The sequence below is a fragment of the Streptomyces sp. NPDC047130 genome, from assembly GCF_040643475.1.
In the GTDB taxonomy this organism is placed as follows: Bacteria; Actinomycetota; Actinomycetes; order Streptomycetales; family Streptomycetaceae; genus Streptomyces.
The window spans coordinates 307981-320595 of record NZ_JBEYUK010000001.1 but is presented as its reverse complement, the minus strand read 5'-3'; the positions used below and the strand labels follow the sequence as shown (position 1 = coordinate 320595).

General features: G+C 72.4%; 10 protein-coding genes and 1 pseudogene. 2 read left to right on the top strand and 9 right to left on the bottom strand.

Features of this window, described 5'->3' with window-relative positions; genetic code table 11:
* Window positions 1-7: 7 nt before the first annotated feature.
* On the top strand, window positions 8-1051 hold the full coding sequence (locus tag ABZ836_RS01425; RefSeq protein WP_361138243.1) for a sigma-70 family RNA polymerase sigma factor: 1044 nt from the start codon (window positions 8-10) through the stop codon (window positions 1049-1051).
* Window positions 1052-1081: 30 nt separating this feature from the next.
* Here the strand turns inward: ABZ836_RS01425 and ABZ836_RS01420 are convergent.
* The 9 genes and pseudogenes from ABZ836_RS01420 to ABZ836_RS01380 form a co-directional block, all read right to left on the bottom strand.
* Window positions 1082-1291 (bottom strand): annotated as a pseudogene (locus ABZ836_RS01420) (hypothetical protein); the annotation flags it as partial.
* A gap of 44 nt (window positions 1292-1335) precedes the next feature.
* Entirely contained in the window at window positions 1336-1923 is a 588-nt protein-coding gene (locus ABZ836_RS01415) for a Uma2 family endonuclease (RefSeq protein ID WP_361138241.1), read from the bottom strand.
* A gap of 116 nt (window positions 1924-2039) precedes the next feature.
* On the bottom strand, window positions 2040-3317 hold the full coding sequence (locus tag ABZ836_RS01410) for a thymidine phosphorylase (RefSeq protein ID WP_356128997.1): 1278 nt from the start codon (window positions 3315-3317) through the stop codon (window positions 2040-2042).
* Window positions 3318-3388: 71 nt separating this feature from the next.
* Window positions 3389-3817, bottom strand: a complete 429-nt coding sequence (locus ABZ836_RS01405; RefSeq protein ID WP_356128994.1) for a cytidine deaminase — start codon at window positions 3815-3817, stop codon at window positions 3389-3391.
* Entirely contained in the window at window positions 3814-5079 is a 1266-nt protein-coding gene (locus ABZ836_RS01400) for an ABC transporter permease (RefSeq protein WP_356128991.1), read from the bottom strand. The genes ABZ836_RS01405 and ABZ836_RS01400 overlap by 4 nt, the downstream gene beginning before the upstream one ends.
* Window positions 5076-6221, bottom strand: a complete 1146-nt coding sequence (locus tag ABZ836_RS01395) for an ABC transporter permease (protein WP_356128988.1) — start codon at window positions 6219-6221, stop codon at window positions 5076-5078. Before ABZ836_RS01395 ends, ABZ836_RS01400 begins: the two co-directional genes overlap by 4 nt.
* Entirely contained in the window at window positions 6218-7825 is a 1608-nt protein-coding gene (locus ABZ836_RS01390) for an ABC transporter ATP-binding protein (protein ID WP_356128985.1), read from the bottom strand. The genes ABZ836_RS01395 and ABZ836_RS01390 overlap by 4 nt, the downstream gene beginning before the upstream one ends.
* A 355-nt stretch (window positions 7826-8180) precedes the next feature.
* Window positions 8181-9209 (bottom strand): BMP family ABC transporter substrate-binding protein, encoded by a 1029-nt coding sequence (locus ABZ836_RS01385; RefSeq protein ID WP_356128982.1) that lies wholly within the window; start codon window positions 9207-9209, stop codon window positions 8181-8183.
* A 354-nt stretch (window positions 9210-9563) separates the two neighbouring features.
* The gene (locus ABZ836_RS01380; protein ID WP_356129218.1) at window positions 9564-10835 is read right to left on the bottom strand and encodes an amidohydrolase; all 1272 of its coding nucleotides are present in this window, start codon (window positions 10833-10835) and stop codon (window positions 9564-9566) included.
* A gap of 401 nt (window positions 10836-11236) precedes the next feature.
* On the opposite strand from ABZ836_RS01380, the gene ABZ836_RS01375 reads away from it, so the two are divergent.
* Complete coding sequence (locus ABZ836_RS01375) at window positions 11237-12580, top strand: APC family permease (RefSeq protein ID WP_356128979.1); 1344 nt, start codon at window positions 11237-11239, stop codon at window positions 12578-12580.
* Window positions 12581-12615: the final 35 nt, after the last annotated feature.

Sequence of the window (12615 nt, the reverse complement as noted above, 5' to 3'; positions counted from 1 at the left end):
GGTTGCCATGACCGACGTATCCACCGCGACCGGGGCGGCGGGGGCCGACGCGGCCATCGAGAGGTACCGCACCGAGCTCACCGGCTACTGCTACCGCATGCTGGGCTCCTCGTTCGAGGCCGAGGACGCGGTGCAGGACACGATGATCCGTGCCTGGCGGAGCCGGGACAAGTTCGAGGGCCGCTCCAGCCTCCGCTCCTGGCTCTACCGCATCGCCACCAACGTCTGCCTGGACATGCTGTCGGCGGGCAACAAGCGGGCCAGGCCGGTGGACCTGACGGCGTCCACCCCGCTCGCGCAGGCCGCGCTCACGCCCCGCCCCGACCACACCTGGCTGGAGCCGATGCCGGACGCCCGGGTGCTGCCGGACGTCTCCGACCCCGCCGAGCGGGCCGTCGCCAAGGAGTCGGTGCGGCTGGCGTTCATGGCGGCGCTGCAGGAACTGCCGCCCAAGCAGCGGGTGGTGCTGATCCTGCGCGAGGTGCTCGCCTGGAAGGCCAGTGAGGTCGCGGAGCTGCTCGACACCACGGTCGCCTCCGTCAACAGCGCCCTCCAGCGCGCCCGGGCCACCCTCTCCGAGCGCGCGCGGGAGCGGCCCGGCGAGGTCTCCGACCCGCTGGACGAGGAGCAGCAGAAGCTGCTGGAGCGCTATGTCGCCGCCTTCGAGGGCTACGACATGGCCGCGCTGACGGCGCTGCTCCACGAGGACGCCATCATGACCATGCCGCCGTTCGACCTGTGGCTGCGCGGCCCGGGCGACATGGCCGGCTTCATGACCACGATCGGCGCCGCCTGCGCGAACTCCCGGCTGCTCCCGGTGGAAATCAACGGCCTGCCCGGGTTCGCGCACTACAAGCCGGACCCGGAGAACGGGGGCTACACCCCGTGGGCGGTGCAGGCGCTGGAGATCTCAGAGGGGCGGATCACCGGGATGCACTGCTTCCTGGACTCCTTGGAGATGATGCCCGCCCTGCGCTGGTTCCCCCTCTTCGGCCTCCCCGCCCACCTCGACGAGGACGGGAAGCCCGACGAGGTCCAGCAGGGCGAGTAGGCCGGGGTCGGGGCCGCGCAGCAGGACGCGGCCCCCGGCCCGCCGGGCGGTGAGCCGGAGCCGGGCGATCAGGTCGACGGCGGCGAGCGTGGGCCGCCGCAGTGCGCGGACGTCGCAGACGACGACCGCCGCGCCGCCCTCCAGCCCGCCGCGCGCCACGTCGCAGAGCCGGGCGGTCACGTCCTTCCCGACGACCTCGCCCGGCACGCGCACGACGACGACTGCCTTCGCGTCCCTCATGAACGGATGGACCGCGCGCGGGCGCGGAACTCATCGGGCGGGCGTCACTCGGTCGGGTAGTCCGCGGTGTCCAGCACGCACCCGAAGGGCTCGGGAAGGTCGACCGGGTCACCGAACTTGCCGGCGCTCAGCACCCGGTAGGTGTCGCCCTGCGGCTCCCCGTAGAGGATGATCGCGGGACCGCCGGGCGCCCACCGGTCGATGAGCAGGTAGAGCGGCACCCCGGCCTGCGCGTAGCCGGCGGGCTTCTTCAGCCGGTCGTGCGCGGCGTTGCCCGGCGAGGTGATCTCCACCACGAGTTCCGCCACGGACGCCAGGACGTACGGGTCCCCGTCCGTTCGCAGTTCGCCCTCCGGCACGACCACGAGGTCGGGGATGTACAGACCGCTCCGGGACGGAACGGCCGTGCCCAGTGTCTGGCAGACCGCCCACTCCGTGGGAACGCCACGGAGCAGGCTCCGGTGAACCAGGTGGGCGATGAGGTTGTGGGTCTTGGACGGCGGTGGAGCCACGGTGACGATGCCCTCGATGATCTCCACCTTGCTGCCCTCGGGCCCGCATGTGCCCTCCCAGGTCCGGACGAGTTCGTCCCAGTCCGGGGAGAGGTCGTGGCTCACGGTGAGTGCGCTCATGGCGGTTCTCCTATCGGTGCGTCACCGATCCCAGCATGCCGAACCGGACCGGCGGGGGTCCACCGATCCGGTTCCCCCGGACGGATGACCGGGGATGACGCAGGAGAACGCGCAGGTCAGCCGATCCGCTCCAGCACCACCGGCGAGGCGGTGAACTCCGTGCCCGCGGCGGCGACCTCGTACGCGCCCTCCAGGGACTCCAGGGCGTAGGCGAACCGCTCCGGGGTGTCCGTGTGGAGGGTCATCAGCGGGGCGCCCGCGGTGACCGTGTCGCCGGGCTTGGCGTGGAGTTCCACGCCGGCCGCCGCCTGCACCGGGTCCTCCTTGCGGGCGCGGCCCGCGCCGAGACGCCATGCGGCGACGCCCACGGCGTAGGCGTCCAGGCCGGTGAGCACGCCGGAGGACGGCGCGGTGACCACGTGCTGCTCGCGGGAGGTGGGCAGCGGGGCGTCCGGGTCGCCGCCCTGGGCGCGGATCATGCGGCGCCAGGCGTCCATCGCGGAGCCGTCGGCGAGCGCCTTGGCCGGATCGGCGTCGGGGAGGCCTGCCGCGGTGAGCATCTCGCGGGCCAGGGCGAGGGTCAGCTCGACCACGTCGGAGGGGCCGCCGCCCGCCAGCACCTCGACCGACTCGCGGACCTCGAGCGCGTTGCCGGCGGTGAGGCCGAGCGGGGTGGACATGTCGGTGAGCAGCGCCACCGTGTTCACGCCGTGGTCGCGGCCGAGGCCGACCATGGTGGTGGCCAGTTCGCGGGCGTCGTCCAGGGTCTTCATGAAGGCGCCGGAGCCGACCTTGACGTCCAGGACCAGGGCTCCGGTGCCCTCGGCGATCTTCTTGGACATGATCGAGGAGGCGATCAGCGGGATGGCCTCCACGGTGCCGGTGACGTCGCGCAGCGCGTAGAGCTTGCGGTCGGCGGGGGCGAGGCCCTCGCCGGCGGCGCAGATCACGGCGCCGACGTCGTCGAGGACGGCGAGCATCTCCTCGTTGGAGAGCGCGGCGCGCCAGCCGGGGATCGACTCCAGCTTGTCGAGGGTGCCGCCGGTGTGGCCGAGCCCGCGGCCGGAGAGCTGCGGGACGGCGGCGCCGCAGGCGGCGACCAGCGGGGCGAGCGGGAGGGTGATCTTGTCGCCGACGCCGCCGGTGGAGTGCTTGTCGGCGGTGGGGCGGGACAGGGAGGAGAAGTCCATCCGCTCGCCCGAGGCGATCATCGCGGCGGTCCAGCGGGCGATCTCTCGGCGGTTCATGCCGTTGAGGAGGATCGCCATGTTGAGGGCGGCCATCTGGTAGTCGGCGACCTCGCCGCGGGTGTAGGCGTCGACGATCCAGTCGATCTGCTCGTCGGTCAGCTCCGCGTGGTCGCGCTTGGCGCGAATGACGGTGATGGCGTCCATGACGCCCCCTTCTTCTCGCTTCGTTGCTGTGGTGGTGCCCGTCCCGGCGGGGTGGCCGCCCCGCCGGGACGTCAGGCTCCGGGTCCCTGGGTGAGGTGACCGGGGCCGAAGGCCTGGGGGAGCATGGCGGACAGGGGCAGGACGCCCTCGGGGGTCTCCAGCAGCATGCCCGGGCCGCCGAACTCGTACAGGAGCTGCCTGCACCGTCCGCAGGGGACCAGCACGGCCCCCTCCCCGTCGACGCAGGTGAAGTGGGTGAGCCGCCCGCCTCCGGTCCGCTGGAGTTCGGACACCAGCCCGCACTCGGCGCACAGCCCGAGGCCGTACGAGGCGTTCTCCACGTTGCAGCCGGACACGATCCGCCCGTCGTCCACCCGGGCGGCGACCCCGACGGGATACCCCGAGTAGGGGGCGTACGCGCGGGTCATCGCCTCGTGCGCCACCCTCCTCAGGGCGTCCCAGTCGTGGCCGGCCCCGGCCGCCGGGGCCGGGCCCGTCATCCGCCCTGGCCCTTGCGGTAGGGCAGGCCGTCCGCCTTGGGCATCCGCAGGTGCTGCGCGGACAGCGAGAGCACCAGCAGGGTGACCAGGTACGGGGTGGCGGACACCAGCTGCGAGGGCACCTCGTTGGTGTTGGCGTACCAGGCGAACACCACCGCGGCGATCACGGCCGTGACCAGCGCCGGCAGGTACCGCTTGCGCCACACCAGGTAGACCACGCCCACCAGGAGCAGCAGGGCGACCAGCAGCAGCAGCGCGTGCACGTTGGTGGTGCCGCCGCGCAGGTTGAGGCTGTCGGTGTAGCCGAACAGGCCCGCGCCGAGGGCGAGACCGCCCGGCATCCAGTTGCCGAAGATCATCGCCGCGAGGCCGATGTAGCCGCGGCCGGCGGTCTGCCCGTCGAGGTAGACGTTGGACGCCACGATCGACAGGAAGGCGCCGCCCATGCCGGCGAGGCCGCCGGAGATGATCACCGCGATGTACTTGTACTTGTAGACGTTGACGCCCAGCGACTCGGCGGCGACCGGGTTCTCGCCGCAGGACCGCAGGCGCAGGCCGAAGGCGGTGCGCCACAGGATGAACCAGGTCAGCGGGATCAGCGCGACCGCGACGACGGTCAGCGGCGACAGGTTGGTGATCATGCCGCCGAGCAGGCCGGCGACGTCGGAGATCACGAACCAGTGCTTCTCGTTGAGGGTCTGCAGCCAGCCGGACAGGCCTGGCACGTCGAAGGTGCCCAGCGACTCGATCGGCGGCGACTGCTTGGAGGTGCCGCCCTCGACGCCCTCGAAGGCGTACTTCGACAGGTAGCGGGCCAGGCCGAGGGCCAGGATGTTCAGCGCCACACCGGAGACGATGTGGTTGACGTTGAAGGTGACGGTGGCGATGGCGTGCAGGATGCCGCCGAGGCAGCCGCCGATGACGCCGAAGGCGACGCCGACCCACGGGCCCCACTGGTAGCCGGCCCAGGCGCCGAACCAGGTGCCGAGGATCATCATGCCCTCGAGGCCGATGTTGACCACGCCGGCGCGTTCGGCCCACAGGCCGCCGAGGCCGGCCAGGCCGATCGGCACGGCGAGCCGCAGCGCGGTGGACATCTGGCCGGTCGAGGTGATGCCGTTCACCCCGGTGATCATGCGGACGACGGAGACCAGGACCAGGGCCCCGGCGATCATCAGCAGCACCACGGGCAGCGACATCCGGCGGCGGCCGGGCTTCGCGGCCTTGGCGGGCCGGGACTTGGCGACGGTCGCGGTACTCATCGGGCCGCCACCTCCTTCTCGGTCGTGTCACCGTTGTCGGACTTGGCGGTCGCGGCCGCCGCGGCGAGCTCCTCGCCGACGCGCCGCTGCTGGCGGCGCAGACCCCAGACGCGGACCACCTCGTAGGAGATGACGACCGCGAACACGATCACGCCCTGCATGATCATCGCGATCTCCTTCTCGTACGGCTTCGGCTCGGCGTAGTCGAGCGCCTGGGAGGCCTTGTCGAGGAAGGCCCACAGCAGCGCCGCGAGCGCGATGCCGCCGGGGTGGTTGCGGCCCAGCAGGGCGATGCCGATCGCGGTGAAGCCGAGGGTGGCGGGGAAGCTCAGGTCGTAGGTGTGGGCGTCGCCGAGCAGCAGCGGCAGGCCGGAGAGGCCGGCCACGCCGCCGGAGATCAGCATGGCCATCAGCGTCATCCGCTTGGCGTCGACGCCGGAGGCCTTCGCGGCGTCCGGGGACTGGCCCGAGGCGCGCAGGTCGAAGCCGAACCGGGTGCGGTTGAGGACCAGCCAGTACAGCAGGCCGAGCACCACGGCGAGGAAGACCAGGCCGTAGACCTCGCCGACGTCGGGGCCCAGGTCGATGCCCGGGATCCAGCCGGAGGGGTGCATCTCGCCGGTGGTCCGGTTGTTGCTGATCTCGACGCCCCAGTTGTCCTTCTGGGTGAGGTAGAGGATCAGCGCGGTGGCGATCGAGTTCAGCATGATCGTCGCGACGACCTCGCTGACCCCGCGGGTCACCTTCAGCACGCCCGCCACGCCGGCCCAGAACGCGCCGGTGAGGACGGCGACCAGCAGCAGCAGCGGCACCTGGAGGAACGCCGGCAGCGCCACGTGGGCGCCGACCACGGCGGTCATCATGGCGGCGAGGCGGTACTGGCCGTCGACGCCGATGTTGAACAGGTTCATCCGGAAGCCGAGGGCGACCGCGAGGGCGGCGATGTAGTACAGCGTCGCCTGGTTGACGATCTGCACCTGGACGTCGGAGAAGACCAGTTGCTCGCCCATCAGGACGTACGGCTCGATGGGGCTGCGGCCCGAGGCCAGCAGGACCACCGAGGTCAGCAGGATCGCCGCGACCAGGGCCATGACCGGCCCGGCCAGGGCCAGGAGCAGCCGCTCCTTGTCGAACTTCTTCATCGTGCCTCGTCCTCCGGGGCGGCGGGGGCGGCGGAGTCCGCAGGCTCCGTGTGTTCCAGGTGGCCCGAGGCCGCGCCGGTCATCGCGGAGCCCAGTTCCTCCGGGGTGACGGAGGCGGGGTCGGCGTCGGCGACCAGGCGGCCGTTGTAGATCACCCGCAGGGTGTCGGACAGGCCGATCAGCTCGTCCAGGTCGGCGGAGATCAGCAGCACCGCCAGGCCCTCGCGGCGGGCCTCGCGGATGACGTCCCAGATCGCGGCCTGCGCGCCGACGTCCACGCCGCGGGTGGGGTGGGCGGCGATCAGGAACCGCGGGCCGTGGCTCATCTCGCGGCCGACGATCAGCTTCTGCTGGTTGCCGCCGGACAGGGAGCCGGCCGTGACGTCGATTCCGGGGGTGCGGACGTCGTACTGCTCGACGATGCGCCGGGTGTCGGCCTGCGCGCCCTTCGGGTCCAGCCGGACGCCCTTGGCGTTGGGCCTCTCGGTGACGTGGCCGAGGATGCGGTTCTCCCACAGCGGGGAGTCCAGCAGCAGGCCGTGCCGGTGGCGGTCCTCCGGGATGTAGCCGATGCCGGACTCGCGGCGGCGGCGGGTGGCCCAGGAGGTGATCTCCTCGCCGTCCAGCGTGATGGTGCCGGAGTCGGCGTGCTCCAGGCCGATCAGGGCCTCGATGAGCTCGGTCTGGCCGTTGCCCTCGACGCCCGCGATGCCGAGGACCTCGCCGGCGTGGATGGTGAAGCTGATGTCGTCGAGGACGGCACGGCCTCCCTCGGCCTCCAGCCGCAGGCCCTCCACGGTCAGGACCGGGCGGTCGGTGACGGTGGACTCGGCGGTCTCCGGGGTGGGGAGCTGGCTGCCGACCATCATCTCGGCCAGCTTGCGCGGGGTGGTGGTCCTCGGGTCGGCGGTGCCGACGGTGGTGCCGCGGCGGATCACGGTGATCTCGTCGGCGACCGAGAGGACCTCGCCCAGCTTGTGCGAGATGAAGATGACGGACAGGCCCTCGGAGGTGAGCTCGCGCAGGTTGTCGAAGAGCGCGTCGACCTCCTGCGGGACCAGCACGGCGGTCGGCTCGTCCAGGATCAGGATGCGGGCGCCGCGGTAGAGGACCTTGAGGATCTCCACGCGCTGCCGGTCGGCGACGCCCAGGTCCTCGACCAGCGCGTCCGGGCGGACGCCCAGGCCGTACCGCTCGGAGATCTCCAGGATCCGGCGCCGGGCCGCGCCGCCGATGCCGTGCAGCTTCTCGCTGCCCAGCACCACGTTCTCCAGCACGGTGAGGTTGTCGGCCAGCATGAAGTGCTGGTGCACCATGCCGATGCCTCGGGCGATGGCGTCGGCGGGCGACGAGAAGGCGACCTCCCGGCCGCCGACGGTGATGGTGCCCTCGTCCGGCTTCTGCATGCCGTAGAGGATCTTCATCAGCGTCGACTTGCCGGCGCCGTTCTCGCCGACGAGGGCGTGGACGGTGCCCTCGTGGACGCGGAGCCGGATGTCGTGGTTGGCGACGACGCCGGGGAACCGCTTGGTGATGCCCGCCAGCTCGACCGCGGTGGCCCGCTCGGTCTGCGGAGGGCTGCTGGACGCGTCGATGGCGCACACTCCTTGGAGAAAACCTGGGGGAGAAGGGCGTCCGCCGCGCGCTGCGTCCGGCGCCCCTGCCGTTCCGGGTGGTACCGCGGCCCGGGTACGGGGCCGAGGCTGCCCGCACTCCGTTCCGCGGCCGTAACGCTGCCATTACAGCGCTCTTTTGGCCATGCCTCCCGGTACCGCTGTGTCCGGGAGGCGTACCGGGTGGTGTTTCGCGCGCAAGGGTAACGCGCGTAGACCCGCCGGTGAACCGGTGCTCCCGGTGCGCTCGCGCACCGTCCGGCGTGGCCGGGGAGCACCGGTCGGGTTCACAGCGCTGCGCCCCTCACCGGGGGCGAGGGGCGCAGCGCACGCGAGTGCCCGTGCGTCAGGAGGTCTTGACGGTGACCTTGCCGTCGACGATGTCCTTCGATGCCTTCTCGACGGCCTCGACGACCTCGGTCATCTCCTTGTACTTCGGGTTCGTGTCGGAGAAGCCGACCGCGCCCGACTTCAGGTCGCCGCGGATGACGCCCGACAGCGGCTTGCCGTCGTGGACGGACTTGGCGAGGTCGTACACCGCGCCGCCGACGTTCTTGGTGGCGGAGCCGAGGATGTAGTCCTTGTACTCCTTCAGCGCGTCCTGCTGGTACTGGTCGGAGTCGACGCCGATGGCCCAGACCTTGTTCTTGGCGGCCTCGGAGATGACGCCCTGACCGGAGAGGCCCGCGGCGTGGTACAGCACGTCGGCGCCCTGCTCGATCTGGCCGTTGGCGGCCTCACGGCCCTTGTCGGGGCTGTTGAAGCCGCCCTCCTGCGGGGTGGAGGTCAGGATCTTCTTGATGACCTTGACGTCCGGGTCGGCCGCCTTGGCGCCCTGCTCGAAGCCGGCGCCGAACTTGTGGATCAGCGGGATGTCGACGCCGCCGATGAAGCCGACCGTGCCGGACTTGGAGGCCTTGGCCGCGGCGACGCCGGCCAGGTAGGAGGCCTGCTCCTCGCTGAAGACCATGGAGGCGACGTTCGGGGCGTTGACCGACTCGTCGTCGATGATGCCGAAGGTGGTGTCGGGGTACTTGGCCGCGACCTCCTTGATCGCCGGCGCGTAGATGAAGCCCACGCCGATGACCGGGTTGTAGCCCTGCTTCGCCAGGTTCTCGATGCGGGTGACCTTGTCGGCCTCGCCCTCGCCGTCGGCGGGCTCGAAGGTCTGGCCGCCGATGCCGAAGTCCTTGTCCGCCTTCAGGAAGCCGGCGTGCGCGGCGTCGTTGAAGGACTGGTCGCCCTCGCCGCCGATGTCGTAGGCCAGGCCGATGCCCTTGCCGGACTTGCCCGTCTCCTTGTCACCGCCCGTGGAGGCGGTCTTGCTGCTCTCACCGCAGCCCGCGGCGGCCAGCGCCACGACGGCCACGGTCACCGCCGCACGGGTGATCCTGTTCCTACGAGAAATGAGACGCACTGTAAGCACCCCTTCGACTCACGGCACCGTCTCCGGCCCGCTTTCCCCTGCCGGCCCGCTCCCATGGCGAAACCGCAGCGACAGTAACGCGCGTAGAAACCCGAGGGGAACGGCAGCCCCCCGGCTGTTATCGATTCGTGCCGACACGGGCCGAAACCGGTCACCTGAGGGTTACGGTGCAGTAACAGGAGCGTCCGTTTCCGGAGGTAACGGACATCGGCGTCGGGTGCCGGCGTCGGGTGCCGGGGGCGGGTGCGGCGCGGGTACCGCTTCCCCGGCGCGGAGGTGCGCCGGGGGAGGGGTGACCGTCGGTCAGCGCGCGGCGTCCAGGAGGGCGGCGGCGGTGAAGAGTTCCACGCCGACGGTGATGGCGTGCTCGTCGACGTCGAAGTCGCCCTGGTGCAGGTCGCGGACCAGCCGGTCGCCGGGGGCGCGGACGCCGAGCCGGGCCATCGCGCCGGGGACCTCCTCCAGGTACCAGGAGAAGTCCTCGCCGCCGAGGCTCTGCTCGGTGCCCTCCACCGCGTCCGTGCCGCGGCGCGCGGTCATGGCGTCCCACAGCAGGTCGGTGACGGTCGGGTCGTTGACCACCGGCGGGACGCCCCGCACGTAGGTGATCTCCGACTTGGCGCGGTGCAGGGCGGCGACCTCGTCGACCGCGGCGTGCACCAGGTCGGGGGCGTCGCGCCAGGACACGAGGTCCAGGCAGCGCACCGTGCCGGACAGCTCGGCGCGCTGCGGGATGACGTTGGGGGCGTGCCCGGACTCGATCCGGCCCCAGGTGACGGACAGGCCGCTGCGGGCGTCGACCCGGCGCGCCACCACGGCCGGCACGTCGATCGCGATCCGCGCGGCGGCGGTCACCAGGTCCGTGGTCAGGTGAGGGCGGGCGGTGTGGCCGCCGGGGCCGTCCAGGGCGATCTCGAGCCGGTCGCAGGCCGAGGTGATGGCGCCGGTGCGCAGGCCGATCTTCCCGGCCTCCACCTTGGGGTCGCAGTGCAGGGCGACGATCCTGCCGACGCCCTCCAGCACCCCGTCGCCGATGGCGTCCACGGCTCCGCCGGGCAGGACCTCCTCGGCGGGCTGGAAGATCAGCCGCACCGGGCGCGGCAGCCGCCCCTTGCGGTGCAGTTCGGCCAGGACCAGGCCGGCGCCGAGCACCACCGTGGTGTGCACGTCGTGGCCGCAGGCGTGGGCGCGGTCGGGGACCGTGGACCGGTAGGCGCAGTCGGTCTTCATGTCTGGGATGGGCAGCGCGTCGATGTCGGCGCGCAGCGCCAGCATCCCGCGCAGTCCGGCCTCGACGGGCGCGACGGCCCCCTCGTAGGCGGCGGTGTCGCCCTCCACGCCGATGTCGCAGATGAGTCCGGTGCCGCTCGCGAGCACCCGCGGCCGCAGGCCCGCACGCTCCAGGCGGGTCTTGATCGCCTTGGTGGTGCGGAACTCCTGGTTGCCGAGCTCGGGGTGCATGTGCAGGTCGCGGCGGAACGCGATCAGCTCGGCGCGCAGGTCGTCGGGGAGCGTGCCCGGCAGGGCGGCGCCGGGCAGGGCGGCCCCGGAGACGGCCACGGCGACCTCCGCCACCCGGGCCTCCTCGGCCGCCGCGACGGCGGCCTCGCCGGAGGCGGTGACGGCGTCCTCGGCGGTGTCCGCCGGGTCGGCCTCGGACTCTCTGGACTTCAACTGGTTCACCCTCTGCAGGGTAGGGCTGGTGGACGGCTCTCCGCCCGTCGATCGGCAAAAGATCAGCCCGCCGGGGGACGGGAATGCCGCCGCTCGACGGTTGTGCGACTTCTCCTGTGGGTAGACTCCGCCGCCGCTCGAGCGATCGGGCGGAGCCACCGCGAACCGGACGTTCCGGCACGGTGATCCCTGCACCACGGTTACCACGCACGGGCGAAATCACGCCGTGTCGTCCGTCCATCGGGACGCAGCCGGGTCCCCCGCCAGGCGTGCGGGGGGCGGTTCGGGGGACATGGAGGGGCATGTCGACCGTCTCCCCAGCTCAGCCCACCGCGCCGGACACCCCGCTGAAGCGGGCGCTGACCACGCCGCTGCTCTACTTCTTCATCCTCGGCGACACCCTCGGGGCCGGTGTGTACGTCCTGGTCGGCGAGATCGCCGCGGACGCGGGCGGCGCCGTGTGGGCGCCGCTGCTGCTGGCGCTCGGCCTGGCGCTGCTCACCGCGGCGTCCTACGCCGAACTGGCGACGAAGTACCCGCGGGCCGGCGGCGCCTCCCACTACGCCACCCGGGCGTACGGGCCGTTCGCCGGCTTCGTCACCGGGTTCTGCATGCTGGCCGCCGGCATCGTCTCGGTGGGCGCGCTGGCGCGCGGCTTCGGCGGCGACTACCTCTCCGAGTTCGTGACGCTGCCGGTGGCGCTGGTCGCCGTGGTGTTCCTGCTGGTGCTGGCGCTGGTCAACGCGCGGGGCATCAAGGAGTCCACCCGGGCCAACGTCGTCGCCACGGTGATCGAGGTGGGCGGGCTGCTGCTGGTCGTGGCGCTGGGCGCGTGGGTGATGCTGCGCGGCGACGCCGAACCCTCGCGGCTCGGCAGCCTCGGCACCGCCGAGCAGGGGGCCTGGGCGGCGCTCCTCACCGGCGCGGTGCTCGCCTTCTACTCGTTCGTCGGCTTCGAGACGTCGGTGAACGTCGCCGAGGAGACGCGCGACCCGCGGCGGTCCTACCCGCGGGCGCTGTTCGGCGCGCTCGCCACGGCGGGTGTGGTGTACCTGCTGGTGGGCGTGGTCGCGTCGGCGACCGTCCCGACCGGGACGCTGGCCGGATCCAGCGGGCCGCTGCTGGAGGTGGTGAAGGCGGCCGGCGGGGTGCCGGGGTGGCTGTTCAGCGCGATCGCGCTGGTCGCGGTGGCCAACGGCGCGCTGCTCACCGGGATCATGTCCTCCCGCCTCGCCTACGGGATGGCGCGGGACGGCCTGCTGCCGTCGGCGCTGGCGCGGGTGCTGCCGCGGCGGCGGACGCCGTGGGCCGCGATCGCGGCGACGACGCTGCTGTCGATGCTGCTCGCGGTCACCGGGAGCGTGGCGACGCTCGCCTCCACGCTGGTGCTGCTGCTCCTCGTCGTGTTCCTCGTGGTCAACACGGCGGCGCTGGTGCTGCGGCGGCGGGATCCCGAGGGGGAGTCGACGGTGGGGCACTTCCGGGCGCCGGCGGTGGTGCCGGTGCTGGGGGCGGTGTCGTGTGTCGTCCTCGCCACGCAGGTGGAGGCCGAGGTGTGGGCCCGCGGCGGCGTCGTCCTCGCCGCCGGCGCGGCCCTCGCCGCGATCGCCGCGACCCGCCGCCACCGCCGCACCGCCACCGCGTGACCCGCCCGCCCCGTGGAAGAGGTGGGGGCCTTCAC

Coding starts and splice junctions, on each gene's coding strand:
- ABZ836_RS01425 (WP_361138243.1), top strand. CDS start 8: ATGACCGACGTATCCACCGCGACCGGGGCGGCGGGGGCCGACGCGGCC.
- ABZ836_RS01415 (WP_361138241.1), bottom strand. CDS start 1,923: ATGAGCGCACTCACCGTGAGCCACGACCTCTCCCCGGACTGGGACGAA.
- ABZ836_RS01410 (WP_356128997.1), bottom strand. CDS start 3,317: ATGGACGCCATCACCGTCATTCGCGCCAAGCGCGACCACGCGGAGCTG.
- ABZ836_RS01405 (WP_356128994.1), bottom strand. CDS start 3,817: ATGACGGGCCCGGCCCCGGCGGCCGGGGCCGGCCACGACTGGGACGCC.
- ABZ836_RS01400 (WP_356128991.1), bottom strand. CDS start 5,079: ATGAGTACCGCGACCGTCGCCAAGTCCCGGCCCGCCAAGGCCGCGAAG.
- ABZ836_RS01395 (WP_356128988.1), bottom strand. CDS start 6,221: ATGAAGAAGTTCGACAAGGAGCGGCTGCTCCTGGCCCTGGCCGGGCCG.
- ABZ836_RS01375 (WP_356128979.1), top strand. CDS start 11,237: ATGTCGACCGTCTCCCCAGCTCAGCCCACCGCGCCGGACACCCCGCTG.